This is a genomic window from Klebsiella sp. R445, from assembly GCF_051131755.1.
Classification (GTDB): domain Bacteria; phylum Pseudomonadota; class Gammaproteobacteria; order Enterobacterales; family Enterobacteriaceae; genus Klebsiella; species Klebsiella lignicola.
On sequence record NZ_CP180446.1, the window covers coordinates 1663992 to 1690116 of the forward strand.

Here is a 26125-nt window from a genome sequence, read left to right on the forward strand (position 1 = left end):
TAAAGTATGACAGCAGGCGGACATGCTCAAATTGGTAACGTTGATCTCGTAAAACAGCTGAACAGCGCGGCCGTGTACCGGCTTATTGACCAGCACGGCCCTATCTCGCGCATTCAGATCGCGGAACAAAGCCAGCTTGCCCCTGCCAGCGTGACCAAAATCACGCGTCAACTGATTGAACGCGGACTGATCAAAGAAGTCGATCAGCAGGCCTCCACCGGAGGCCGCCGCGCCATTTCTATTATTGCGGAAACCCGTAATTTCCACGCGATCGGGGTACGTCTTGGCCGCCATGACGCCACCCTGACCCTGTACGATCTGAGCAGTAAGACGCTGGAAGAAGAACACTTCCCGCTGCCGGAGCGCACCCAGGAAACCCTGGAACATGCCCTGCTCAACATCATTGCTGCCTTTATTGAACGCTGTCAGCGCAAAATCCGCGAGCTTATCGCCATCTCGGTGATTCTTCCTGGTCTGGTTGATCCGGAAAGCGGCGTGATCCGCTACATGCCGCACATTCCGGTGGAGAACTGGGGGCTGGTCGAGGCGTTAGAAAAGCGTTTTAAAGTTACCTGCTTTGTGGGGCACGACATCCGTAGCCTGGCGCTGGCCGAACACTATTTTGGTGCAAGCCAGGACTGCGAAGACTCAATTCTGGTGCGTGTGCACCGCGGGACCGGCGCGGGGATTATCTCCAACGGTCGTATTTTTATCGGCCGTAACGGCAACGTTGGTGAAATTGGCCATATCCAGGTCGACCCGCTCGGCGAGCGCTGCCACTGCGGCAATTTCGGCTGTCTGGAAACCGTGGCGGCAAATGCTGCCATCGAGCACCGCGTGCATCACCTGCTCGAACAGGGTTACCAGAGCCGACTGACCCTCGATGACTGCTCGATCAAAACCATCTGCAAAGCCGCCAATAAGGGCGATGCGCTGGCTTGTGAAGTGGTCGAACACGTCGGGCGCCACCTCGGGAAAACCATCGCGATTGCGATTAACCTGTTTAACCCACAAAAAGTGGTGATCGCCGGCGAGATTGTCGAAGCGGAGAAAGTGCTGTTACCTGCCATTGAAGGCTGCATTAATGCCCAGGCGTTGAAGGCGTTTCGCAAAAACCTGCCGGTGGTGCGTTCCACGCTGGATCACCGTTCTGCCATCGGCGCTTTTGCGCTGGTGAAACGCGCCATGCTCAACGGTATTCTGCTCCAGCGTTTGCTGGAAAGCTAATGCAGCTATATAGTTTCGCCTTTCTTTTAATGATGTCGGACAGTCGATGACCATTCAAAACGTAATCTGTGATATTGACGGCGTGCTGATGCACGACAACGTGGCCGTACCGGGCGCGGCTGAATTTATCAAACGTATCCTCGATAAAGGGATGCCGTTGGTGATGTTAACCAACTACCCTTCCCAGACCGGGCAGGATCTGGCCAACCGCTTCGCGACCGCCGGGATCGATGTACCGGATAGCGCCTTTTACACCTCCGCGATGGCGACGGCGGATTTCCTGCGCCGTCAGGAAGGCAAGAAAGCCTACGTCGTCGGAGAAGGCGCGCTGATCCACGAACTGTATAAAGCCGGCTTCACCATTACCGATGTTAATCCGGACTTTGTTATCGTCGGTGAGACCCGCTCCTTTAACTGGGAGATGATGCATAAAGCCGCCTTCTTCGTCGCTAACGGCGCGCGTTTTATTGCCACCAACCCGGATACCCACGGGCGCGGTTTCTACCCGGCCTGCGGCGCGCTCTGTGCCGGTATTGAGAAAATCTCCGGGCGCAAACCCTTCTACGTGGGCAAACCCAGCCCGTGGATTATCCGCTCTGCGCTGAATAAAATGCAGGCGCACTCCGAGCAGACGGTCATCGTCGGCGATAACTTACGGACCGATATCCTGGCAGGCTTCCAGGCGGGCCTGGAGACAATCCTGGTGCTCTCCGGCGTCTCGACCCTCGACGATATCGACAGCCTGCCGTTCCGGCCGTCGTGGATCTATCCCTCCGTCGCCGAAATTGATGTTTTCTGAAAATAACCACGTCTCAGGACGTGGTTATTCATTTACACCCCACCGAAAAGCATCACCATCTAATAAAAAAGGCATATTACTGAGGATTCATCAATAAACCAGCTCAAAAGATGTGCTTTTTTTACTATTCAACAATCGTCATTGCGTTTTTTCTTTTAGTGACCCTAAATCCCTTGCGCCCCTCTCTCCTTTGCGGCATTTTCTTATCCATGCACTAAGACATCGCAGTAAGACGACGTCTGCACAACATCACAACACGATAGGGTAATGGAGAAGGTTATGTGTTCAATTTTCGGCGTACTGGATATTAAAACTGACGCGGTCGAACTGCGTAAAAAGGCACTGGAACTTTCCCGCCTGATGCGCCACCGCGGTCCTGACTGGTCCGGTGTGTACGCCAGTGACAAAGCGATTCTGGTCCATGAGCGTCTGTCTATCGTTGACGTTAACGCCGGCGCCCAGCCGCTGTACAACCAACAAAAAACTCATGCCCTGGCGGTCAACGGTGAAATCTACAACCACCAGGCGCTGCGTGCAGAATACGGCGACCGCTACACCTTCCAGACCGGCTCCGACTGTGAAGTGATCCTCGCGCTGTATCAGGAAAAAGGCCCGGCATTCCTCGACGATCTGCAGGGGATGTTCGCCTTCGCCCTGTACGACAGTGAGCAGGACGCCTACCTGATTGGCCGCGACCATATCGGTATCATTCCGCTGTATATGGGCCACGATGAACACGGTAACTTCTACGTTGCTTCTGAAATGAAAGCGCTGGTGCCGGTTTGCCGCACCATTAAAGAGTTCCCGGCAGGCAGCTACCTGTGGAGCAAAGACGGTGAAATCCGTGAGTACTATCAACGCGACTGGTTTGACTATGACGCGGTAAAAGACAACGTTACCGATAAAAACGAACTGCGCCAGGCGCTGGAAGAGTCGGTGAAAAGCCACCTGATGTCCGACGTTCCATACGGCGTGCTGCTGTCTGGCGGTCTGGATTCATCGGTGATTTCTGCCATCACCAAAAAATTTGCCGCACGCCGGGTTGAAGATCAGGAACGCAGCGAAGCCTGGTGGCCGCAGCTGCACTCCTTCGCCGTCGGCCTGCAGGGTTCACCAGATCTGAAAGCCGCACAGGAAGTGGCGAACCATCTGGGAACCGTGCACCACGAAATTCACTTCACCGTGCAGGAAGGCCTTGATGCCATCCGTGACGTTATCTATCACATCGAGACCTATGATGTGACCACCATCCGCGCCTCCACGCCGATGTATTTAATGTCGCGTAAAATCAAAGCCATGGGCATCAAAATGGTGCTGTCCGGCGAAGGTTCTGATGAAGTGTTCGGTGGCTACCTCTATTTCCACAAAGCCCCGAACGCCAAAGAGCTGCATGAAGAGACCGTGCGTAAACTGCAGTCGCTGCATATGTTTGACTGCGCGCGTGCCAACAAAGCGATGTCGGCCTGGGGTGTGGAAGCCCGCGTACCGTTCCTGGACAAACAGTTCCTTGATGTGGCGATGCGTATCAACCCGCAGGATAAAATGTGCGGCAACGGCAAAATGGAAAAGCATATTCTGCGTGAATGCTTTGAATCCTACCTGCCGGCCAGCGTCGCCTGGCGCCAGAAAGAGCAGTTCTCTGACGGCGTAGGCTACAGCTGGATTGATACGCTGAAAGAAGTTGCGGCAAAACAGGTCACTGACCAGCAGCTGGAAACCGCCAGCTTCCGTTTCCCGTACAACACGCCGTCATCAAAAGAGGCATACCTGTACCGCGAAATCTTTGAAGAGCTGTTCCCGGTTCCTAGCGCCGCGGAATGCGTACCGGGTGGTCCGTCCGTAGCCTGTTCTTCCGCTAAAGCGATTGAATGGGACGAAGCGTTCAAAACCATGAACGATCCGTCAGGACGCGCCGTCGGCGTTCACCAGTCAGCCTATAAATAAGCATTTTGCATCGACAACGGACCCTCAGGGGTCCGTTTTTTTTATGGTTTTTTTTCGCGTAAAAAACGAGAAATAACTAATAATTGCCGATTATTGCACCACGCTGTTCGCAACCTAACCAAACAGTCACATTCCGGCGATTTTCCGTGAAAAAGGGGTTGACGCTCGCAGGCCCAATACGCATAATGCGCCCCGCAACGCCGATAAGGTAACGCGAAAAAAAGATGGCTACGTAGCTCAGCTGGTTAGAGCACATCACTCATAATGATGGGGTCACAGGTTCGAATCCCGTCGTAGCCACCATCTTTTTTTGCGGGAGTGGCGAAATTGGTAGACGCACCAGATTTAGGTTCTGGCGCCGCAAGGTGTGCGAGTTCAAGTCTCGCCTCCCGCACCATTCACCCAAAGCGTTGCACGGATGGGGTATCTCCTGGTTGTAAGATAGCCATAAGGCTACCGGCAATAAGTTTGTAGATACCACTTCTGGCAGTACAAGATTTTCTGTTGGGGTATCGCCAAGCGGTAAGGCACCGGTTTTTGATACCGGCATTCCCTGGTTCGAATCCAGGTACCCCAGCCATATTTCTTCGATATTTGCGGTTCACCGCGACGGTCATTGGGGTATCGCCAAGCGGTAAGGCACCGGTTTTTGATACCGGCATTCCCTGGTTCGAATCCAGGTACCCCAGCCATCGAAGAATATGATAGTATCTGGCTACGTAGCTCAGCTGGTTAGAGCACATCACTCATAATGATGGGGTCACAGGTTCGAATCCCGTCGTAGCCACCATATAAAGTATTTATTGATTCAGTTCGATAAATCTAAAAAAATTGTTGGGGTATCGCCAAGCGGTAAGGCTCTGGTTTCTGATACCAGCATTCCGAGGTTCGAATCCTCGTACCCCAGCCAATTTAAAAAGTCGTTCACATGTGAGCGCACCCGTTGGGGTATCGCCAAGCGGTAAGGCTCTGGTTTCTGATACCAGCATTCCGAGGTTCGAATCCTCGTACCCCAGCCACTTATCGTAAAAAAGCTCGCTTCGGCGGGCTTTTTTGCTTTCTACGGTCGGTGATTTTAGCCAGCCCCCGACGGCGCACAACGCCAGCCGGGAGCCCGGAATTACAAACCTAACGCATACTTCAGTGCCCGACGCTTAACGACGCCAGCGCGTGCTGCAGCCATTAAACCGATATTACGCAGCACCCGTACAGGCGCCAGATCGTTGCTGAAGCCGGCGTAAAACAGATCCATCCCCGACTGCATCATTAAATTATCTGCCCGACGTCGCGCCTGATAGCGCTCGAGCACGGATAACCCCGCCCACGTCTCGCCGTGGCTTTTCGCCTCAGCCAGCACGTCCAACAGCGCATCGACGTCCCGATAGCCCAGATTAACGCCCTGTCCTGCCAGCGGATGAATGGTATGCGCTGCATCCCCTACCAGCGCCAGTCCCGGCTGCACATACTGCATCGCATGGCGGCGGGTCAGTGGAAATGCTCCGGCGTTAAGCGGCGTCACCTGCCCAAGTCGCGAAGGGAAATGACGCATAATCTCCTGCTGTAGCTGCGGCATACTCATGGCCTGCAGCTGGCGAATGCGCGCGGGCGTGTCGTACCACACCAGCGACGCCCAGTCGTCAAACAGCGGCAGAAAGGCCCGTGGACCCGTTGGCGTAAACTGTTGCCAGGTGCTGTCACCGGGGTCGTTGGCACACTGCACGCTGATGAGCATGCAGGATTGCTGATATTGCCACGCCTGCACGCCAATTCCCGCCAGCTGACGTACCTGCGAATTTGCGCCATCCGCACCGATCACCAGCGCCGCCGCGCACTCGCTGCCATCGCTCAGACGCAGCGTCGTGCCCGTAGGCTCGCGCTGTATCGCCTGTAACGCAGCCCCTACCCGCAGCGTGACCTGCTGATGTGCCTCCAGCGCCTGCCACAAGGCGAGCTGCAGTACGTTGTTTTCAACCATGTAGCCCAGCTCCGGCAGCTTCAGCTCCGCGGCATCAAACGTCACATGGGCGGATTCCCACTCCCAGGTCTCGAGACGGCGATAGGCATGCACGCGCATCGCCCGCATCGCATCCCAGACGCCGAGGCTTTTGAGCAGTGCCACCGATGAGGCACCGATGGCAGAAATACGCACATCCGGCGCTGCTGAAGCGTCAAATGCCGGCGGTGTAGACGGCTCAATGACCGTCACCGTAAACCCGTGTTGCGCCAGCCCCAACGCCAGGGCGCCGCCCACCATTCCGCCACCGACAATGGCGACATCTGTTGCATGAATTGTCATGGTGATTATCCTTAAACCAGAATCCGTTCAGTTTACCGGATTTTCCGTCACCTTGCGGTGATAACGCTCGTACTGGTCAGGGCGCGACCAAAGCATTACAATAACCTTCCTGCAATTCGACATTCACAGAACGACATTCACAGAATAAAAAGTATACGAACCCGTCATTTTGAATTTCTATCATTAAGCATGAGCAAGTCGATGACTAAAAAACTCCATATTAAAACCTGGGGCTGTCAGATGAACGAATACGATTCATCAAAGATGGCCGACCTGCTGGATGCCACGCACGGGTATCAGCTGACCGATGTGGCTGAAGAAGCGGATGTGCTGCTGCTCAATACCTGCTCAATTCGTGAGAAGGCACAGGAAAAAGTCTTCCACCAGCTGGGACGCTGGAAGCTGATTAAGGCCAAACGCCCGGATGTCATCATCGGCATTGGCGGCTGCGTGGCGTCTCAGGAAGGGAAACTCATTCGCCAGCGCGCGCATTACGTCGATATTATTTTTGGCCCGCAGACTCTGCACCGTCTGCCGGAAATGATCGACACGATTCGCGGCATGCGCGATCATCGTAAGCCAATCATCGACGTCAGCTTCCCGGAAATCGAAAAATTCGACCGCCTGCCGGAACCGAAAGCCGAAGGCCCAACCGCCTTTGTCTCCATCATGGAAGGCTGCAACAAATATTGTACTTACTGCGTGGTGCCCTACACCCGCGGGGAAGAAGTCAGCCGTCCCTCGGACGATATCCTGTTTGAAGTCGCCCAACTGGCGGCTCAGGGCGTCCGTGAAGTCAACCTGCTGGGTCAGAACGTTAACGCCTGGCGCGGAGAGAACTACGACGGCACCACCGGCAACTTTGCCGACCTGCTGCGTCTGGTAGCGGCGATCGACGGCATTGACCGCATCCGCTTTACCACCAGCCACCCGATTGAGTTCACCGATGACATTATCGATGTTTATCGCGATACGCCTGAGCTGGTGAGCTTCCTGCACCTGCCGGTACAAAGTGGTTCTGACCGGGTACTGAATATGATGGGCCGTACGCACACGGTACTGGAATATAAAGCCATCATCCGCAAGCTGTACGACGCCCGACCTGACATCCAGATAAGTTCCGACTTTATCGTCGGCTTCCCGGGTGAAACCGACGACGATTTCGAAAAGACCATGAAGGTTATTTCTGACGTCAATATGGACGTGAGCTACAGCTTTATCTTCTCCGCACGTCCGGGTACGCCGGCGGCCGATATGGTTGACGACGTGCCGGATGAGGTTAAAAAGCAGCGCCTGTACATTCTTCAGGAACGCATCAACCAGCAGGCCATGGCCTGGAGCCGGCGCATGCTCGGCACCACCCAGCGCATTCTGGTGGAAGGCACCTCGCGCAAGAGCATCATGGAGCTTTCCGGGCGCACCGAGAATAACCGCGTGGTCAACTTCGAAGGCTCCCCGGATATGGTTGGCAAGTTTGTCGATGTCGAAATCGTGGACGTCTACACCAATTCGCTACGCGGCAAAATTGTGCGTACTGAAGAGGAAATGGGGCTGCGTATCGTGGAATCTCCGGAATCCGTTATCGCCCGTACCCGCAAAGAAAACGATCTTGGCGTGAGCACTTACCAGCCGTGATCCGCAGAGGCCTGCCAAACCCGGCGGGCCTTGTTTTTCCTCTCCCTGGCCCAATATTTATCGCAATGCTTGCGCCATTTTTCCATGACGTGAATAATTTCCTTACTGGCCGGAGACGTTCGCCGTCCGGCAAAACGTGTAAAGAGGAACAGCTTGAACATAGAAACCCGTGAAATTACCCTCGAGCCCGCGGATAACGCACGCCTGTTGGGGCTGTGCGGCCCGTTTGATGACAACATCAAACAACTGGAACGCCGTCTGGGCATCGAAATTAATCGTCGTGACAATCACTTCAAACTGACCGGACGCATGATCTGCGTAAACGCCGCGGCCGATATTTTACGCAGCCTGTACGTTGATACCGCCCCTATGCGCGGCCAGATTCAGGATATTGAGCCGGAACAGATCCACCTGGCCATCAAAGAAGCCCGGGTGCTGGAGCAAAGCGCTGAGAGCGTGCCGGACTATGGCAAGGCTATCAATATCAAGACCAAACGTGGCGTCATCAAGCCGCGTACGCCAAATCAGGCGCAGTACATCGCCAATATTCTCGACCATGATATTACCTTCGGCGTCGGCCCGGCCGGGACCGGGAAAACCTATCTGGCAGTGGCCGCCGCGGTCGACGCGCTCGAGCGTCAGGACGTGCGCCGTATTCTGCTGACCCGCCCTGCCGTGGAAGCCGGGGAAAAACTGGGCTTCCTGCCAGGCGATCTGAGCCAGAAAGTCGATCCGTACCTGCGCCCGCTGTACGATGCGCTGTTCGAAATGCTTGGCTTCGAGAAAGTCGAAAAGCTGATTGAGCGTAACGTTATCGAAGTCGCCCCGCTGGCCTATATGCGCGGTCGTACGCTGAACGACGCCTTTATTATTCTCGATGAAAGCCAGAACACCACCATCGAACAGATGAAAATGTTCCTGACCCGTATCGGTTTTAACTCCAGGGCGGTGATCACCGGCGACGTCACGCAGATTGACCTGCCGCGCAGCACCAAGTCCGGCCTGCGCCACGCCATTGAAGTGCTGGCCGAAGTCGATGAAATCAGTTTCAACTTCTTCCACAGCGAAGACGTGGTCCGCCATCCGGTGGTTGCCCGTATCGTCAATGCGTATGAAGCATGGGAAGAAGCCGATCAAAAACGTAGAGCAGAACAGGCCGCCGAGCGCAAACGCGAAGCCCAGGAACAGGAGCAAAAATGAGTCAGGTTATTCTCGATTTACAACTGGCTTGCGAAGATAACGGCGGGTTGCCGGATGAAGCCCGGTTCCAACACTGGGTCGACGCGGTGATCCCTCAGTTCCAGGAAGAGTCAGAAGTGACGATTCGCCTGGTCGACGAAGCCGAAAGCCACGAGCTGAATCTGACCTATCGCGGCAAGGATAAGCCCACTAACGTGCTGTCCTTCCCGTTTGAAGCGCCGCCGGGGATCGAACTGCCGCTGCTGGGCGATCTGATCATCTGCCGTCAAGTGGTTGAACAGGAAGCCAAAGAGCAAGAAAAACCGCTGGAGGCGCACTGGGCGCACATGGTTATCCACGGCAGTCTGCATCTGCTGGGCTATGACCATATCATTGATGAAGAAGCGGAAGAGATGGAAGCCCTCGAAACAGAGATAATGCTTGCTCTGGGCTATGAGGATCCGTACATTGCCGAGAAGGAATAGCCTGCCGCCGGTCTGACCGGCGCGCAGCACCCGTGCCGTCCGGCGCTGAACATACGCGCGACGAGCGACATTTAACTAACATGAGAACCCACACGACGCCATGAGCGACGACAATTCACACAGTAGTGACACAGTAAACAGCAAAAAGGGATTCTTCTCCCTGTTACTCAGCCAGCTTTTTCACGGCGAACCAAAAAACCGTGATGAACTGCTGGAGCTGATCCGTGATTCCGGGCAAAACGACCTTATCGACGAAGATACTCGCGATATGCTCGAAGGGGTAATGGACATCGCCGACCAACGCGTCCGCGATATCATGATCCCTCGCTCGCAGATGATTACCCTGAAACGCAACCAGACGCTGGACGAATGCCTCGATGTGATCATCGAATCAGCTCACTCGCGTTTCCCGGTGATCAGCGAAGATAAAGATCACATTGAAGGGATTCTGATGGCCAAAGATTTACTGCCGTTTATGCGCAGTGACTCTGAAGCGTTCAGCATGGAAAAAGTGTTACGCCCGGCGGTTGTCGTGCCTGAAAGCAAGCGGGTTGACCGCATGCTGAAGGAGTTTCGCTCCCAACGCTATCATATGGCTATCGTGATCGATGAGTTTGGTGGCGTCTCTGGTCTGGTGACCATTGAGGACATTCTCGAACTGATCGTTGGTGAAATCGAAGACGAATACGATGAAGAAGAAGATATCGATTTTCGTCAACTGAGCCGCCACACCTGGACGGTGCGCGCCCTGGCTCCGATTGAAGACTTCAATAAAGCCTATGGTACCCATTTCAGTGATGAAGAAGTCGACACCATTGGTGGGCTGGTGATGCAGGCCTTTGGTCATCTGCCAGCACGTGGCGAGTCGGTTGACATTGATGGTTACCAATTCAAGGTCGCTATGGCCGACAGCCGACGTATCATCCAGGTTCATGTCAAACTTCCTGATGACGCACCGCAGCCGAAGCTGGAAGACTAATTACACGGGACGATTAGCCTAAATGGTATTTGCCTCTCTTATCGAACGCCAGCGCGTACGTCTGCTGCTGGCGCTATTATTCGGAGCCAGCGGAACGCTGGCTTTTTCTCCTTATGACATCTGGCCCGCGGCAATTGTCTCGTTAATCGGTCTGCAGGGACTGACCCTGAATCGTCGTCCGTTGCAAAGCGCCTCGATCGGTTTTTTCTGGGGCATGGGGCTGTTCGGCTCCGGCATCAACTGGGTGTATGTCAGCATTGCGCAGTTTGGCGGCATGCCCGGCCCGGTCAACGTCTTCCTGGTGGTGCTGCTGGCGGCGTATATGTCGCTATATACCGGGCTGTTTGCCGGTCTGCTGTCGCGCCTGTGGCCGAAAACCAACTGGCTGCGCCTCGCGATTGCCGCACCGGTGGTGTGGCAGATAACCGAATTCCTGCGCGGCTGGGTATTGACCGGTTTCCCGTGGCTACAGTTTGGCTACAGCCAGATTGACGGCCCGCTGAAAGGGCTGGCGCCGGTGATGGGCGTGGAGGCCATTAACTTCCTGTTAATGGTGGTGAGCGGTCTGCTGGTGCTGGCGCTGGTGCAGCGCAACCTGAAGCCGTTGATTGCCGCCGTGGTGCTGTTCGCCCTGCCCTTCCCGCTGCGCTATATCCAGTGGTATCAGCTGCTGCCGGAACGTGCCATGCAGGTCTCGTTAGTACAGGGGGATATTCCTCAGGCACTGAAATGGGATGAAAACCAGCTGGTCAACACGCTGAAAACCTACCTCGACCTGACGCAGCCGCATATGGGTTCGTCCCAGCTGATCATCTGGCCGGAGTCAGCCATTCCGGATCTGGAAATTAATCAGCAGCATTTCCTCAGCATGATGGACGACCTGCTGCGCGCCAAAAACAGCTCGCTGATCACCGGTATCGTCGACGCCCGTCTGAATAAGCAAAATCGTTACGATACCTACAACACCATCATCACCCTCGGCAAAGACAACCCGTACAGCTACGACTCCAAAGACCGCTACAACAAAAATCACCTGGTGCCGTTTGGCGAGTTCGTGCCGCTGGAGTCTATTCTGCGTCCGCTGGCGCCGTTCTTCGATCTGCCGATGTCCTCATTCAGCCGTGGCCCGTACGTCCAGCCACAGCTGGTGGCGCATAACATGAAGCTGACGGCCGCTATCTGCTACGAGATTATTCTCGGCGAACAGGTGCGCGATAATTTCCGCCCGGACACCGACTACCTGCTGACCATCTCAAACGACGCCTGGTTTGGTAAGTCCATCGGCCCGTGGCAGCACTTCCAGATGGCACGGATGCGCGCCCTGGAGCTGGCTCGTCCCCTGCTGCGTAGCACCAATAACGGCATTACGGCAGTGATTGGGCCACGCGGTGAAATTCAGGACATGATCCCGCAGTTCACCCGTGCGGTACTGACCACGAAAGTCACGCCAACCAGCGGTCTGACGCCGTATGCGCGTACCGGCAACTGGCCACTGTGGGCGCTCACCGCGCTCCTCGGTTTTGGCGCCCTGATCATGAGTCTGCGTCAACGTCGCCGATAGGCATTCTTACCTGAAACGGTAACCTCTGCACTGTTAGCCCCGGTCGACATTCGTCACCGGGGCAAATCTCTCCCTCGCCGTAATCTGGCACGCCCCTTGCTTAATAAACTCAGGTCACCACGCCATCGTGTACTGGTATAACCCGGTTGCACCAGCACAATACTGACCCGGCACTAGTTTGGTGCAATGACAGATTTTTGCCTTTAAATGGTGCGGAGTAGTTCGCAAAAATAAACAATATAACAGCAAAATCTTTACATTAAGCCAAACTAAATGCTAACAAACACATACAAATGCTGCACACAAATATCGCAGCAATAATAACGCACGCACACATTCACAATGGGTATCAAAAGCGTCGCTGACGCTGCGGATAAGGAGTTGGATATGCAATTACGTAAACTGACCACAGCAATGCTGGTCATGGGTATGACCGCCGGCCTGGCACATGCGGAAGAGGCAAAACCAGCCGCTGATGCAGGGCAAGCGCCTGCACAACAGCAGATGCCTACCCTTGAAAAAATCGCTAAAAACGATGTTATCGTCGTCGGCCACCGTGAATCATCGGTACCGTTCTCCTACTACGATAACCAGCAGAAAGTGGTGGGTTACTCTCAGGATTACTCCAACGCCATCGTTGATGCCATTAAGAAAAAACTGAACAAACCAAATCTGGAAGTCAAACTGATCCCGATTACCTCGCAAAACCGTATTCCGCTGCTGCAAAACGGCACCTTCGATTTTGAGTGCGGCTCTACCACTAACAACCTGGAACGCCAGAAACAAGCGGCCTTCAGCGACAGCATCTTCGTTGTCGGTACGCGTCTGCTGGTGAAAAAAGGCGGCCCGATTAAAGACTTCGCCGATCTGAAAGGCAAGGCAGTCGTCGTCACCTCCGGTACCACCTCAGAAATTCTGCTGCATAAGCTGAATGACGAGCAGAAAATGGACATGCGCATCATCGGCGCGAAAGATCACGGTGACTCCTTCCGTACCCTGGAAAGCGGTCGTGCTGTGGCCTTTATGATGGATGATGCACTGTTGGCCGGCGAGCGCGCCAAGGCGAAGAAACCGGACAACTGGGAAATTCTCGGCACGCCGCAATCCCATGAAGCCTACGGCTGCATGCTGCGTAAAAACGATCCGGAATTCAAAAAACTGTTAGACGATACCATTGCGCAGGCACAAACCTCAGGGGAAGCGGCGAAGTGGTTTGATACCTGGTTTAAAAATCCAATCCCACCAAAAGGGATGAACATCAACTTTGACCTCTCCGACGACATGAAGGCGCTGTTCAAATCACCAAATGACAAAGCTCTTAACTAATTAAAAAAATAAGGGGCAAAGCGACATGCCCTTCCGATTGTTGTGACAGCACGGACAGACTATACGGTGGCTGGTCGTTCCCCAGCCGCCGCGAATACCGAAACAGGCTGAACAATAATCTTCGAGGGTAGCGATGCTACCCTTTTTTTTCCAGGAGTCATTTATGTCAATAGACTGGAACTGGGGAATATTCCTGCAACAGGCCCCGTTCGGCAACACCACCTATCTGGGCTGGCTATGGAGCGGCTTTCAGGTCACTATCGCCTTGTCGATTAGCGCCTGGGTCATCGCTTTCCTCGTCGGCTCGCTGTTCGGTATTTTACGTACCGTCCCCAACCGCTGGTTATCCAGCATCGGCACCTGCTACGTTGAACTGTTCCGTAACGTACCGTTGATCGTCCAGTTCTTCACCTGGTATCTGGTCGTGCCTGAGCTCCTGCCGGAAGATATCGGCATGTGGTTCAAGTCCGAACTGGATCCTAATATTCAGTTCTTTGTCTCTTCCATGTTGTGCCTGGGGCTGTTTACCGCCGCTCGCGTCTGTGAACAGGTTCGTGCCGCTATTCAGTCGCTGCCGCGCGGGCAGAAAAATGCCGGCCTGGCCATGGGCCTGACGCTGCCGCAGACCTATCGTTATGTACTGCTGCCCAACGCTTACCGCGTCATCGTGCCGCCGATGACCTCCGAGATGATGAACCTGGTGAAAAACTCGGCCATCGCCTCAACCATCGGGCTGGCCGATATGGCAGCGCAGGCGGGTAAGCTGCTGGATTACTCCGCTCACGCGTGGGAATCCTTTACGGCGATTACCCTCGCCTACGTGCTGATTAACGCCGTGATTATGCTGATAATGTATGTGGTTGAACGTAAGGTCCGCCTGCCGGGCAATTTGGGGGGCAAATAATCATGTACGATTTTGACTGGAGTTCTATCGTTCCCTCCATGCCCTACCTGTTGGCCGGGCTGGTTATTACCCTGAAAATCACCGTTACCGCGATTATTATCGGTATCGTCTGGGGGACCCTGCTGGCGGTCATGCGCCTGTCGAGCTTCCTGCCGTTCTCCTGGTTCGCGAAAACCTACGTCAACGTGTTCCGTTCGATCCCGCTGGTCATGGTCCTGCTGTGGTTCTACCTGATCGTTCCCGGCTTCCTGCAGAACGTACTTGGCCTGTCGCCGAAGAGCGATATCCGGCTGATTTCCGCTATGGTGGCCTTCTCGATGTTTGAGGCGGCGTACTATTCGGAAATTATCCGCGCGGGTATCCAGAGCATCTCCCGCGGCCAGTCCAGCGCCGCGCTGGCGCTGGGTATGACCCACTGGCAATCCATGAAGCTGATTATTTTGCCGCAGGCGTTTCGCGCCATGGTGCCGTTGCTGCTGACGCAGGGGATTGTCCTGTTCCAGGATACCTCACTGGTCTACGTCCTGAGCCTGGCCGACTTCTTCCGTACCGCCTCCACCATCGGCGAGCGCGACGGAACGCAGGTCGAGATGATCCTGTTCGCAGGTGCCGTGTATTTTGTCATTAGTCTCAGCGCATCGCTGTTGGTCAGCTGGTTGAAGAAAAGGACTGTGTAATGATTACCCTGAAAAACGTTTCAAAATGGTATGGTCACTTTCAGGTGCTGACCGATTGCTCCACGGAAGTGAAGAAAGGTGAAGTGGTGGTGGTTTGCGGGCCGTCCGGCTCGGGTAAATCGACGCTGATTAAAACCGTCAACGGCCTCGAACCGATCCAACAGGGCGAGATCACCGTGAATGGCACCAAAGTGAACGATAAGAAAACCAACCTCGCCAAACTGCGCTCCCGCGTCGGGATGGTGTTCCAGCACTTTGAGCTGTTTCCGCATCTGTCGATCATCGACAACCTGACTCTGGCACAGGTCAAGGTGCTTAACCGCGACAAAGCGGCCTCACGGACCAAAGGCCTGAAATTGCTGGAGCGTGTGGGCCTGTCCGCCCATGCCGATAAATTCCCGGCCCAGCTCTCCGGCGGCCAGCAGCAGCGCGTGGCGATCGCCCGTGCGCTGTGTATGGATCCGATTGCCATGCTGTTTGACGAACCAACCTCAGCGCTGGATCCGGAGATGATCAACGAAGTGCTGGATGTGATGGTCGAACTGGCGAACGAAGGCATGACGATGATGGTGGTGACCCACGAAATGGGCTTTGCCCGCAAGGTGGCCAACCGGGTGATCTTTATGGATGAAGGCAAGATTGTCGAAGACTCGGACAAAGAGGCGTTCTTCGCCAACCCGCAGTCCGATCGCGCCAAAGACTTCCTCGCAAAAATCCTGCATTAATCTTAGAACCATCCCAGGCGCGCATCGCTCGGTGCGCGCCGGCTACCAGCTTAATCAGGGTTCAAAAGGACGGCGCTGGAACTGGTCATGGCCGCATTTCGGACAGCGTGGCAGCACATCCGGAGTATAGACCGCCAGATGATAATGGCAGTGCTCGCACACCAGATTCCCCAGCCCCACCACTTCTCCGCTATGGTAGACCCCGTGATGATTCAGATCCTGGAACACCTCACGCCATTCCAACTGGGTTTTATCGGTAATATCCGCCAGCTCCTGCCACAAGCTCTCTTTTATCACCCGCATAAACACGCTATCCGTCAGCTCATCCTGACTCTCTTCGTAGCTGCGGGCGAACTCTTCCAGGTCACGTCTGACCGCTTTGGTCAGGGTCTCTGTTTCGCGGTGTGTTAACTCACCCGACTCGCTAATTTTCGCCCGCGCCTGTTCCACCAGGGCGTCGATATCGCGCTCTCCATTGCGTAGCCGTTCACTGAGCGTCGACACCAGTTCACGGTAGAATTGAGCAACCTTGTTCATCATTTCGCCTCCGGTGTGGTTAACTTCTTCTAATAATAGACCTTATTTGTCATCTGCTTTGCCAGTTAGCCCACAGAGTCGCTAAATAGTCTGTGCCGCTTTTGCCGATGTTAATGTGCGAAAGGCTGTTTTGACGTGGGCGTTTGGGCTATGCTATGGCGATCTGATAACACATCCATTGGCTACACTTTGTAGCGGTTTGAAAACAGGACCACTGGCTGCCATGCAAGAGCAATACCGCCCGGAAGAGATAGAATCGAAAGTCCAGCTTCATTGGGACGATCATCGTACATTTGAAGTAACTGAAGACGAGAGCAAAGAGAAGTATTACTGCCTGTCGATGCTTCCTTATCCTTCTGGTCGACTACACATGGGCCACGTGCGTAACTATACCATCGGCGACGTCATTGCCCGCTACCAGCGTATGCTGGGCAAAAACGTACTGCAGCCTATCGGCTGGGATGCGTTTGGCCTGCCGGCTGAAGGCGCGGCGGTGAAAAACAACACCGCACCGGCACCGTGGACCTACGACAACATTGCCTACATGAAAAACCAGCTGAAAAAGCTGGGCTTCGGTTATGACTGGAGCCGTGAAGTGGCGACCTGTACCCCGGAATACTACCGTTGGGAACAGCAGTTCTTCACCGAGCTGTATAAAAAAGGCCTGGTGTACAAGAAGACCTCTGCGGTGAACTGGTGCCCTAACGACCAGACCGTACTGGCCAACGAACAGGTTATCGACGGCTGCTGCTGGCGCTGTGATACCAAAGTTGAACGTAAAGAGATCCCGCAGTGGTTTATCAAAATCACCGCCTATGCGGATGAGCTGCTCAACGATCTGGATACCCTGGATCACTGGCCAGACACCGTAAAAACCATGCAGCGTAACTGGATCGGCCGTTCTGAAGGGGTAGAAATCTCCTTCAACGTTAACGACTATGCCGACAAGCTGACCGTCTACACCACCCGTCCGGACACCTTCATGGGTTGTACCTACCTGGCCGTTGCGGCAGGTCACCCGCTGGCGCAACAGGCGGCGGCGAGCAACCCGAAACTGGCGGCGTTTATCGAAGAGTGCCGTAACACCAAAGTCGCAGAAGCTGAAATGGCGACGATGGAGAAAAAAGGGGTCGATACCGGTTTTAAAGCCATTCACCCGCTGACCGGTGAAGCCATCCCGGTGTGGGCTGCCAACTTCGTCCTGATGGAGTACGGTACCGGTGCGGTCATGGCGGTTCCAGGCCACGATCAGCGTGACTACGAGTTTGCCAACAAGTACGGCCTGAACATCAAGCCGGTTATCCTGGCTGCCGACGGTTCTGAACCGGACCTGTCCGAGCAGGCGCTGACCGAAAAAGGCGTTCTGTTTAACTCCGGCGAGTTCGATGGCCTGAGCTATGAAGCGGGTTTCAACGCTATCGCCGACAAACTGGTGGCAATGGGCGTTGGCGAGCGCAAAATTAACTACCGTCTGCGCGACTGGGGTGTTTCCCGTCAGCGTTACTGGGGCGCGCCGATTCCGATGGTGACCCTGGAAGATGGCACCGTGATGCCAACCCCAGCCGATCAGCTGCCGGTTATTCTGCCGGAAGATGTGGTTATGGACGGCATCACCAGCCCGATTAAGGCCGACCCGGAGTGGGCAAAAACCACCGTCAACGGTCAGCCTGCACTGCGTGAAACCGACACCTTCGATACCTTTATGGAGTCCTCCTGGTACTACGCGCGCTACACCTGCCCGCAGTACGACGACGGGATGCTGGATCCGAAAGCTGCCAACTACTGGCTGCCGGTTGATATCTATATCGGCGGGATCGAACACGCGATCATGCACCTGCTGTACTTCCGCTTCTTCCACAAGCTGATGCGTGACGCAGGCATGGTGAACTCCGATGAGCCGGCAAAACAGCTGCTGTGTCAGGGGATGGTACTGGCTGACGCCTTCTACTACGTTGGCGAAAACGGCGAGCGTAACTGGGTCTCCCCGGTTGATGCGACCGTCGAGCGTGACGAAAAAGGCCGTATCGTGAAAGCGTTCGACCCACAGGGCCGCGAGCTGGTGTATACCGGCATGAGCAAAATGTCCAAGTCGAAGAATAACGGCATCGACCCGCAGGTGATGGTTGAGCGTTACGGCGCGGATACCGTGCGTCTGTTTATGATGTTCGCCTCGCCGGCAGACATGACCCTCGAGTGGCAAGAGTCCGGCGTTGAAGGGGCTAACCGCTTCCTGAAACGTGTCTGGAAACTGGCCTATGAACACGCAAACCAGGGCCCGACCGTTGCACTGGATGCGGCCAGCCTGAGCGAAGATCAGCAGGCGCTGCGTCGCGATGTCCATAAAACCATCGCTAAAGTGACCGATGATATCGGCCGTCGTCAGACCTTCAACACCGCGATCGCCGCGATCATGGAGCTGATGAACAAACTGGCGAAAGCACCGCAGGAAAACGAACAGGATCGCGCGCTGATGCGTGAGGCTCTGTTGGCGGTCGTGCGCATGCTCAACCCGTTCACCCCGCACGCGAGCTTCACACTGTGGCAGGAACTGGGCGGCGAAGGCGATATCGACAACGCGCCGTGGCCGGTAGCCGATGAGAGCGCCATGGTTGAAAACACCACGCTGGTGGTGGTTCAGGTCAATGGTAAAGTCCGTGGTAAAATTACCGTGCCTGTCGATGCAACCGAAGAGCAGGTTCGTGAACGTGCGGGTCAGGAACACCTGGTCGCGAAGTATCTCGATGGCGTAACCGTACGTAAAGTGATCTACGTCCCGGGTAAACTGCTCAATCTGGTCGTTGGCTAAGCACAGGAGGAAGCGTGCGCTATCTGGCAACATTGTTGGTATCTCTGGCGGTGTTAATCACCGCTGGTTGCGGCTGGCATCTGCGTAGTACTACGCAGGTTCCCACCGCGATGAAGAGCATGATCTTTCAGTCGAGCGATCCGAACGGTCCGTTAAGTCGCGCCGTGCGTAATCAGCTGCGCCTGAACGGCGTTGAGCTGATCGATGGCACCACGCTGCGTAAGGACATCCCTTCCCTGCGTCTGGATTCATCGTCCATTCAGAAAGATACGGCCTCTATTTTCCAGGACGGTCGTACTGCTGAATACCAGATGGTGATGACGGTGCAGGCCAGCGTGCTGATCCCAGGTCATGATATTTATCCGATCTCCACGAAGGTCTACCGTTCGTTCTTCGATAACCCGCAGGCGGCGTTAGCGAAAGATGCCGAGCAGGATATGATCATCCAGGAGATGTACGACAAAGCCGCTGAACAGCTGATCCGTAAGCTGCCAAGCGTCCATGTTGCTGATGTCGAAGCGACGAAAGAGGGAGAGACGACGGTCACGCCGTCTCCGACAACCTCAACGTCTGGCAATCGCGTCTCCACCACGCTGGGTAACTGATGATTCGGTTGTACCCAGAACAACTCCGCGCACAGCTCTCCGAAGGGCTGCGCGCGGCCTATTTATTACTCGGCAGCGATCCACTGCTGCTGCAGGAAAGTCAGGACGCGATTCGCGAAGCCGCTGCCAGTCAGGGCTTTACCGAACACCATACCGCGACCATCGACGCCAGCACCGACTGGCCTGCCCTGTTCTCACTCAGCCAGGCGATGAGCCTGTTCGCCAGCCGGCAAACGCTGCTGCTGGTGCTGCCGGAAAACGGCCCTAATGCGGCGATCAACGAACAGCTTGCCACCCTGGTCGGCATGCTGCATGACGATCTGCTGTTGATAGTGCGCGGGAACAAGTTGACCAAGGCCCAGGAGAATGCCGCCTGGGTAACGGCGCTCGCCAGCCGGGCGGTGCAGATCAGCTGTCAAACGCCCGAATACGCCCAGCTGCCACGCTGGCTGGCGGCGCGTGCCAAACAGCATAATTTGCAGCTTGATGACGCGGCCAGCCAGTTGCTGTGTTACTGCTACGAAGGCAACCTGCTGGCGCTGGCACAGGCGCTGGAACGCCTCTCTCTGCTGTGGCCGGACGGCAAGCTCACGCTGCCTCGCGTCGAGCAGGCGGTCAACGACGCCGCCCACTTTACCCCTTATCACTGGGTTGATGCCCTGCTGGCCGGCAAGAGCAAACGGGTGCTGCATATCCTGCAACAGCTACGTCTGGAAGGCAGCGAGCCGGCGATTTTGCTGCGCACGCTCCAGCGCGAGCTGCTGCTGCTGGTCAACCTGAAACGCCAGTCGGCCCATACGCCACTGCGCAGCCTGTTTGATAAACACCGGGTGTGGCAAAACCGTCGTCAGCTGTTGAGCGATGCGCTTGCGCGCCTCAGCCCGGACCAGCTGCGCCAGGCCGTCACCCTGCTGGCTCGGGCGGAGATCACCTTTAAGCAGGATTACGGCAGCGACATCTGGCCGGAATTAGAAAGCCTTTCTTTGTTGCTCTGCCATAAAGCGCTGGCAGACGTGTTTATTGATGGTTGATATGACTCAGTTGCAGGCAATGTACGGCGGCACCTTCGATCCGGTGCATTATGGTCACCTTAAACCGGTTGAAATTCTGGCGAACCAGATCGGGCTGGGGAAAGTCATTATTGTGCCGAATAATGTCCCGCCGCATCGCCCGCAGCCTGAGGCCAGCAGCGCCCAGCGTAAACAAATGCTGGAGCTGGCTATCGCCGATAAACCCTTATTCGTTCTCGATGAACGTGAGCTTCAGCGCCAGACGCCATCGTATACCGCGCTGACGCTGGCCGAATGGCGACAGGAACAGGGGCCGGAGCGACCGCTGGCGTTTATTATCGGCCAGGATTCGCTGCTCACTTTCCCGACCTGGCACAACTACGCCACCATTCTGGATAATGCCCATCTGATCGTTTGCCGTCGCCCGGGCTACCCGCTGGTGATGAAGCAGGAAGCGGATCAGCGCTGGCTGGATCAGCATTTAACCCACGATGTAGAACAGCTGCACAACCGCCCTGCCGGAGCGATCTATCTGGCCGAAACCCCGTGGTTTGATATCTCCGCCACCCTCATTCGCCAGCGCCTGGAGCGCGGTGAATCCTGCGCCGACATGCTGCCGGCTGCGGTGCTGGACTATATTCATCAGCACAAGCTCTATTGCTAGACCTTGAGTAATGCCTCCCCAGTGCACCCGGGGACTTATACTCTCTTACCCACCCTCATTCGCATTGCCAGAAGGCCTGTATACCGTGAGATTATGGTTAGTTCGTCATGGCGAAACCGAGGCCAACGTCGCCGGCCTGTACAGCGGACACGCTCCGACCCCGTTAACCGCGCGCGGTCAGCGCCAGGCACAGACCCTCGGCAGCTTGCTGCAGGCCGTGCCGTTCGATCGTGTACTCTGTAGCGCGCTGGAACGAACCCAGCATACCGCCGATCTGCTGCTCGGTAGCCGGGAGATCCCGCGCCAGATTGTCCCCGAGCTCAACGAAATGTTTTTCGGCGACTGGGAAATGCGCCACCACCGGGATTTACAGCGCGAAGACGCAGAAAACTACGCCGCGTGGTGCGCGGACTGGCAGCATGCGGCACCAACCCACGGCGAGGACTTCCCGTCGTTCTCCCGGCGCATTACCGCCTTCGCCGCACAACTGCCCCACTACGCCCATCTTGACCATCTGCTGATCGTCGGTCATAAAGGTGCCCTTAGCCTGCTAATGACCACCTTAATGAAGCTTCCCGCGCAGGCGATGTGGCATTTCCCAATCGAGCATGGGGCGTGGAGCGCGCTCGACCTGCACTCTGATTTTGTCACCTTGCGGGTACTAAATAGCCGGGCCGTCTGGGTGGGCGAAGAAGAATTCCGTGCAGACCATTGACAGGTCAGAGCAGACTGTTATTCTCCGCAGCCTGAACGCATCCGCTAAACGATGTTTGCAGAAATTGTTTTACAAAAATGGCGATGCAATCGCGGGCGATGGATGGGATGATAGCCGCCTCCAGCGCCTGGCAACCGACATTTATCCCGACATTCAAGTAAGATCGGGTATACTGTCGGGCTGTTTACAATTATCACTCTTCACTCACCCAGGGGGAACTCTTGCAGGGTAAAGCACTCCAGGATTTTGTTATCGACAAAATTGATGACCTGAAAGGTCAGGACATCGTTGCCATTGATGTACATGGCAAATCCAGCATTACAGATTGCATGATTATTTGCACCGGCACGTCCACGCGCCATGTCATGTCGATTGCCGATCACGTGGTACAAGAATCCCGCGCTGCAGGTATGCTGCCGCTCGGCGTAGAAGGCGAAAGCGCCGCCGACTGGATTGTTGTCGACCTTGGCGACGTCATGGTTCACGTCATGCAAGAAGAGAGCCGTCATTTGTACGAGCTGGAAAAACTCTGGAGTTAATGCGTGAAGCTGCAACTGGTGGCCGTTGGCACCAAAATGCCGGACTGGGTTCAGACCGGCTTTAGTGAATATTTGCGTCGTTTTCCAAAAGATATGCCGTTCGAGCTGCTGGAAATTCCTGCTGGCAAACGCGGTAAAAATGCCGATATCAAGCGCATCCTCGATAAAGAGGGGGAAATGATGCTGGCGGCCGCGGGAAAAAACCGTATCGTGACCCTGGATATTCCGGGCAAGCCATGGGATACCCCGCAGCTGGCGCGCGAACTGGAACGCTGGAAACAGGATGGCCGCGATGTCAGTCTGCTGATCGGCGGTCCGGAAGGACTCTCCCCGGCCTGCAAAGCCGCCGCGGAACAGAGTTGGTCGCTCTCTACGCTCACGTTGCCTCATCCACTGGTTCGTGTACTGGTCGCTGAGAGCCTGTATCGTGCGTGGAGCATTACCACCAACCACCCTTACCACCGTGAATAATGATGACCAGGGTAGACTAAGCAGCGAATGAAATTACAGAATTCTTTCCGCGACTATTCGGCTGAATCCTCGCTGTTTGTGCGCCGGGCGCTGGTCGCTTTTTTGGGGATTTTGCTGCTTACCGGCATACTGGTTGCCAACCTTTATAACGTGCAGATTGTTCGTTACACCGACTATCAAACACGCTCAAACGAAAACCGTATTAAGCTGGTCCCGATCCCGCCGAGCCGCGGTATTATCTACGATCGCAACGGTACCCCCCTGGCGCTGAACCGCACTATCTACCAGCTGGAGATGATGCCGGAAAAAGTCGATAATGTGCAGCAAACGCTGGACGCGCTGCGCGACGTCATCGATCTGACCGATGACGATGTCGCCAACTTTAAGAAAGAGCGCGCGCGTTCTCACCGCTTCACCTCTATTCCCGTTAAGGTCAACCTCAGCGAAGTCCAGGTGGCTCGCTTTGCGGTCAATCAGTACCGTTTCCCGGGCGTAGAAGTCAAAGGCTACAAACGTCGTTACTATCCCTATAACTCCGCCCTGACCCACGTGATTGGCTACGTCTCCAAAATTAATGATAAAGACGTCGACCGCCTGGATAAAGAGGGCAAGCTGGCCAACTATGCCTCAACCCATGATATCGGCAAGCTGGGGATCGAACGCTACTATGAAGACGTGCTGCACGGTCAGACCGGATATGAAGAGGTCGAGGTTAACAACCGTGGCCGCGTCATCCGCCAGCTCAAAGAGGTGCCGCCGCAGGCCGGGCGCGATATCTACCTGACCCTCGACCTCAAGCTGCAACAGTATATTGAGACGCTGCTCGCCGGCAGCCGTGCTGCGGTGGTCGTCACCGACCCGCGCACCGGCAGCATCCTCGCACTGGTCTCCACGCCGAGCTACGACCCGAACCTGTTCGTTGACGGCATCTCCAGCAAAGACTACTCCGGGCTGCTGAACGACCCCAACACCCCGCTGGTCAACCGCGCGACCCAAGGGGTCTACCCGCCAGCATCGACGGTAAAACCTTACGTGGCGGTATCGGCACTTAGCGCTAACGTCATCACTCGCAATACCAGCCTGTTCGATCCGGGCTGGTGGCAGTTGCCGGGTTCTGACAAACGCTATCGCGACTGGAAAAAATGGGGCCACGGCCATCTGAACGTGACCAAAGCTCTCGAAGAGTCTGCGGATACCTATTTCTACCAGGTGGCCTACGACATGGGCATCGACCGTCTCTCTGAGTGGATGAGCAAATTCGGTTACGGCCACTACACCGGGATTGACCTGTCGGAAGAGCGTTCCGGGAATATGCCCACCCGTGAATGGAAGCTAAAACGCTTTAAAAAGCCCTGGTACCAGGGCGACACCATTCCGGTCGGTATCGGTCAGGGCTACTGGACTGCCACCCCGATTCAGATGAACAAGGCGCTGATGATCCTGATTAACGACGGCGTGGTCAAAGTGCCACACCTGCTGCAAAGCACGGTCGAAGATGGTAAACAGGTGCCCTGGGTGCAGCCGCACGAACCACCAGTCGGCGATATTCACTCCGGTTTTTGGGAGATCGCCAAAGACGGAATGTTCGGCGTGGCCAACCGTGGCAACGGTACCGCCCATAAATACTTCGCCAACGCGCCCTATAAAATTGCCGCTAAATCCGGTACTGCGCAGGTCTTTGGCCTGAAAGCCAACGAAACCTATAATGCGCACAGAATCGCCGAACGTCTGCGTGACCATAAACTCATGACGGCGTTTGCCCCCTATAACAACCCCGAAGTTGCGGTTGCCATTATTCTTGAGAACGGCGGTGCTGGCCCGGCGGTCGGTACCATCATGCGCCAAATTCTCGACCACATAATGCTGGGTGACAACAACACAAACCTGCCGAGCGAAAGCCCGGCGGCGACGGCGGGCGAGGATCAATAATGACCGATAATCCGAACAAAAAATCGCTATGGGATAAAATCCATCTCGACCCCACCATGCTCCTTATTCTGCTGGCGCTGCTGACCTACAGCGCGCTGGTTATCTGGAGCGCCAGCGGTCAGGATATGGGCATGATGGAGCGTAAAATCGGCCAGATCGCCATGGGGATTGTTATCATGATCGTCATGGCGCAAATCCCACCGCGGGTTTATGAAGGCTGGGCGCCCTATCTCTATATCTTCTGTATTATTCTGCTGGTGGCGGTTGACGCCTTCGGCGCTATCTCCAAAGGCGCACAGCGCTGGCTGGACCTCGGCATTGTCCGCTTCCAGCCCTCGGAAATCGCCAAAATCGCGGTGCCGTTGATGGTTGCGCGCTTTATCAACCGTGACGTCTGCCCGCCTTCGCTGAAAAACACCGCCATCGCGCTGGTGCTGATTTTCCTGCCGACGCTGCTGGTGGCCGCGCAGCCTGACCTCGGAACCTCGATCCTGGTCGCTCTGTCGGGCCTGTTCGTGCTGTTCCTGTCCGGCCTGAGCTGGCGTCTGATTGGCGTGGCGGTGGTGCTGGTTGCGGCGTTCATACCGATTCTGTGGTTCTTCCTGATGCATGATTATCAGCGTCAGCGTGTAATGATGCTGCTCGACCCGGAAACCGATCCGCTGGGCGCCGGTTATCATATCATCCAGTCGAAGATAGCCATCGGTTCCGGCGGGCTACGCGGCAAAGGCTGGCTGCACGGCACCCAGTCACAGCTGGAGTTTCTGCCAGAGCGCCATACCGACTTTATCTTTGCGGTCCTGGCCGAAGAGCTTGGCCTGATTGGCGTTCTGGTTCTGCTGGCGCTCTACATTCTACTGATCATGCGTGGGCTGTGGATTGCCGCCCAGGCGCAAACCACCTTCGGGCGCGTCATGGCCGGTGGTTTAATGTTGATTTTATTCGTTTATGTCTTCGTAAATATTGGTATGGTGAGTGGTATTTTACCAGTGGTGGGGGTACCGTTGCCGCTGGTCAGCTACGGGGGCTCCGCCCTGATCGTATTGATGGCCGGGTTTGGTATCGTAATGTCGATCCACACCCACAGAAAAATGTTGTCGAAAAGCGTTTAA

24 protein-coding genes and 7 tRNA genes are annotated in these 26125 nt (G+C 55.5%); 28 read left to right on the plus strand and 3 right to left on the minus strand.

The features are described from left to right. Positions 1-6 precede the first annotated feature (6 nt). The 10 genes from nagC to ACMYSN_RS07795 all read left to right on the plus strand — a co-directional run bounded on the left by nagC (position 7) and on the right by ACMYSN_RS07795 (position 4989). Positions 7-1227: an N-acetylglucosamine repressor gene (nagC, locus tag ACMYSN_RS07750; RefSeq protein WP_462497593.1), complete on the plus strand. Its 1221-nt coding sequence runs from the start codon at positions 7-9 to the stop codon at positions 1225-1227. 46 nt (positions 1228-1273) lie between these two features. Next, on the plus strand, positions 1274-2026 hold the full coding sequence (locus ACMYSN_RS07755) for an HAD-IIA family hydrolase (protein WP_123755958.1): 753 nt from the start codon (positions 1274-1276) through the stop codon (positions 2024-2026). 279 nt (positions 2027-2305) lie between these two features. Beyond that, on the plus strand, positions 2306-3970 hold the full coding sequence (gene asnB / locus ACMYSN_RS07760; RefSeq protein ID WP_123755957.1) for an asparagine synthase B: 1665 nt from the start codon (positions 2306-2308) through the stop codon (positions 3968-3970). 226 nt (positions 3971-4196) lie between these two features. Further along, positions 4197-4273 (plus strand) — tRNA-Met (locus ACMYSN_RS07765). A gap of 9 nt (positions 4274-4282) precedes the next feature. Then, positions 4283-4367, plus strand: a tRNA-Leu gene (locus ACMYSN_RS07770). Positions 4368-4475: 108 nt separating this feature from the next. Continuing rightward, positions 4476-4550 (plus strand) — tRNA-Gln (locus tag ACMYSN_RS07775). A gap of 37 nt (positions 4551-4587) precedes the next feature. Then, positions 4588-4662: transfer RNA gene (locus tag ACMYSN_RS07780), tRNA-Gln, on the plus strand. A gap of 21 nt (positions 4663-4683) precedes the next feature. Further along, positions 4684-4760 (plus strand) — tRNA-Met (locus ACMYSN_RS07785). A gap of 45 nt (positions 4761-4805) precedes the next feature. Continuing rightward, positions 4806-4880: transfer RNA gene (locus ACMYSN_RS07790), tRNA-Gln, on the plus strand. A gap of 34 nt (positions 4881-4914) precedes the next feature. After that, positions 4915-4989: transfer RNA gene (locus ACMYSN_RS07795), tRNA-Gln, on the plus strand. Between the two features lie 101 nt (positions 4990-5090). On the opposite strand, the gene ubiF is transcribed toward ACMYSN_RS07795, so the two are convergent. Beyond that, positions 5091-6266, minus strand: coding sequence for a 2-octaprenyl-3-methyl-6-methoxy-1,4-benzoquinol hydroxylase (ubiF, locus tag ACMYSN_RS07800; RefSeq protein ID WP_462497594.1), 1176 nt, complete (start codon positions 6264-6266; stop codon positions 5091-5093). 201 nt (positions 6267-6467) lie between these two features. Here ubiF and miaB point away from each other — a divergent pair, with 201 nt between their 5' ends. Continuing rightward, positions 6468-7901 (plus strand): tRNA (N6-isopentenyl adenosine(37)-C2)-methylthiotransferase MiaB, encoded by a 1434-nt coding sequence (miaB, locus tag ACMYSN_RS07805; protein ID WP_462497595.1) that lies wholly within the window; start codon positions 6468-6470, stop codon positions 7899-7901. Here miaB and ACMYSN_RS07810 read toward each other — a convergent pair. Continuing rightward, positions 7889-8062: a hypothetical protein gene (locus ACMYSN_RS07810; protein ID WP_462497596.1), complete on the minus strand. Its 174-nt coding sequence runs from the start codon at positions 8060-8062 to the stop codon at positions 7889-7891. The genes miaB and ACMYSN_RS07810 overlap by 13 nt on opposite strands. Here ACMYSN_RS07810 and ACMYSN_RS07815 point away from each other — a divergent pair. From ACMYSN_RS07815 to ACMYSN_RS07850, 8 genes are all read left to right on the plus strand, one after another. Beyond that, complete coding sequence (locus ACMYSN_RS07815) at positions 8055-9101, plus strand: PhoH family protein (RefSeq protein ID WP_462497597.1); 1047 nt, start codon at positions 8055-8057, stop codon at positions 9099-9101. The two genes, ACMYSN_RS07810 and ACMYSN_RS07815, sit on opposite strands and share 8 nt — an antisense overlap. Continuing rightward, positions 9098-9565 (plus strand): rRNA maturation RNase YbeY, encoded by a 468-nt coding sequence (gene ybeY / locus ACMYSN_RS07820; protein ID WP_434585912.1) that lies wholly within the window; start codon positions 9098-9100, stop codon positions 9563-9565. Before ACMYSN_RS07815 ends, ybeY begins: the two co-directional genes overlap by 4 nt. Before the next feature lie 100 nt (positions 9566-9665). Continuing rightward, entirely contained in the window at positions 9666-10544 is an 879-nt protein-coding gene (gene corC / locus ACMYSN_RS07825) for a CNNM family magnesium/cobalt transport protein CorC (protein WP_123755952.1), read from the plus strand. A 22-nt stretch (positions 10545-10566) separates the two neighbouring features. Beyond that, positions 10567-12105, plus strand: a complete 1539-nt coding sequence (lnt, locus tag ACMYSN_RS07830) for an apolipoprotein N-acyltransferase (protein ID WP_123755951.1) — start codon at positions 10567-10569, stop codon at positions 12103-12105. Between the two features lie 387 nt (positions 12106-12492). Beyond that, positions 12493-13431, plus strand: a complete 939-nt coding sequence (locus ACMYSN_RS07835) for an amino acid ABC transporter substrate-binding protein (RefSeq protein WP_462497598.1) — start codon at positions 12493-12495, stop codon at positions 13429-13431. 163 nt (positions 13432-13594) lie between these two features. Beyond that, positions 13595-14335: an amino acid ABC transporter permease gene (locus tag ACMYSN_RS07840; RefSeq protein WP_123755950.1), complete on the plus strand. Its 741-nt coding sequence runs from the start codon at positions 13595-13597 to the stop codon at positions 14333-14335. Positions 14336-14337: 2 nt separating this feature from the next. Further along, positions 14338-15012 (plus strand): glutamate/aspartate ABC transporter permease GltK, encoded by a 675-nt coding sequence (gltK, locus tag ACMYSN_RS07845; protein ID WP_462497599.1) that lies wholly within the window; start codon positions 14338-14340, stop codon positions 15010-15012. Continuing rightward, entirely contained in the window at positions 15012-15737 is a 726-nt protein-coding gene (locus ACMYSN_RS07850; RefSeq protein ID WP_462497600.1) for an amino acid ABC transporter ATP-binding protein, read from the plus strand. Before gltK ends, ACMYSN_RS07850 begins: the two co-directional genes overlap by 1 nt. 54 nt (positions 15738-15791) lie before the next feature. On the opposite strand, the gene ACMYSN_RS07855 is transcribed toward ACMYSN_RS07850, so the two are convergent. Further along, on the minus strand, positions 15792-16277 hold the full coding sequence (locus ACMYSN_RS07855) for a zinc ribbon-containing protein (RefSeq protein ID WP_462497601.1): 486 nt from the start codon (positions 16275-16277) through the stop codon (positions 15792-15794). 220 nt (positions 16278-16497) lie between these two features. On the opposite strand from ACMYSN_RS07855, the gene leuS reads away from it, so the two are divergent. The 9 genes from leuS (at position 16498) to mrdB (ending at position 26125) form a co-directional block, all read left to right on the plus strand. Further along, positions 16498-19080 carry a leucine--tRNA ligase gene (gene leuS, locus ACMYSN_RS07860; RefSeq protein WP_462497602.1) on the plus strand — a complete coding sequence of 861 codons (2583 nt, stop codon included), beginning with the start codon at positions 16498-16500 and terminating at the stop codon, positions 19078-19080. 14 nt (positions 19081-19094) lie between these two features. Further along, positions 19095-19685 carry an LPS assembly lipoprotein LptE gene (gene lptE, locus ACMYSN_RS07865; RefSeq protein ID WP_434667524.1) on the plus strand — a complete coding sequence of 197 codons (591 nt, stop codon included), beginning with the start codon at positions 19095-19097 and terminating at the stop codon, positions 19683-19685. Next, positions 19685-20716, plus strand: a complete 1032-nt coding sequence (holA, locus tag ACMYSN_RS07870) for a DNA polymerase III subunit delta (protein WP_331851610.1) — start codon at positions 19685-19687, stop codon at positions 20714-20716. The genes lptE and holA overlap by 1 nt, the downstream gene beginning before the upstream one ends. After that, complete coding sequence (gene nadD, locus ACMYSN_RS07875) at positions 20709-21359, plus strand: nicotinate-nicotinamide nucleotide adenylyltransferase (protein ID WP_462497603.1); 651 nt, start codon at positions 20709-20711, stop codon at positions 21357-21359. Before holA ends, nadD begins: the two co-directional genes overlap by 8 nt. 85 nt (positions 21360-21444) lie before the next feature. Then, on the plus strand, positions 21445-22074 hold the full coding sequence (locus ACMYSN_RS07880) for an adenosylcobalamin/alpha-ribazole phosphatase (RefSeq protein ID WP_462497604.1): 630 nt from the start codon (positions 21445-21447) through the stop codon (positions 22072-22074). Positions 22075-22295: 221 nt separating this feature from the next. Next, positions 22296-22613: a ribosome silencing factor gene (gene rsfS / locus ACMYSN_RS07885; RefSeq protein ID WP_123755943.1), complete on the plus strand. Its 318-nt coding sequence runs from the start codon at positions 22296-22298 to the stop codon at positions 22611-22613. A 3-nt stretch (positions 22614-22616) separates the two neighbouring features. Then, positions 22617-23084 carry a 23S rRNA (pseudouridine(1915)-N(3))-methyltransferase RlmH gene (rlmH, locus tag ACMYSN_RS07890; RefSeq protein WP_015584895.1) on the plus strand — a complete coding sequence of 156 codons (468 nt, stop codon included), beginning with the start codon at positions 22617-22619 and terminating at the stop codon, positions 23082-23084. Between the two features lie 27 nt (positions 23085-23111). Continuing rightward, the gene (gene mrdA / locus ACMYSN_RS07895; protein ID WP_123755942.1) at positions 23112-25013 is read left to right on the plus strand and encodes a peptidoglycan DD-transpeptidase MrdA; all 1902 of its coding nucleotides are present in this window, start codon (positions 23112-23114) and stop codon (positions 25011-25013) included. Further along, positions 25013-26125 carry a peptidoglycan glycosyltransferase MrdB gene (gene mrdB / locus ACMYSN_RS07900; protein WP_123755941.1) on the plus strand — a complete coding sequence of 371 codons (1113 nt, stop codon included), beginning with the start codon at positions 25013-25015 and terminating at the stop codon, positions 26123-26125. The genes mrdA and mrdB overlap by 1 nt, the downstream gene beginning before the upstream one ends.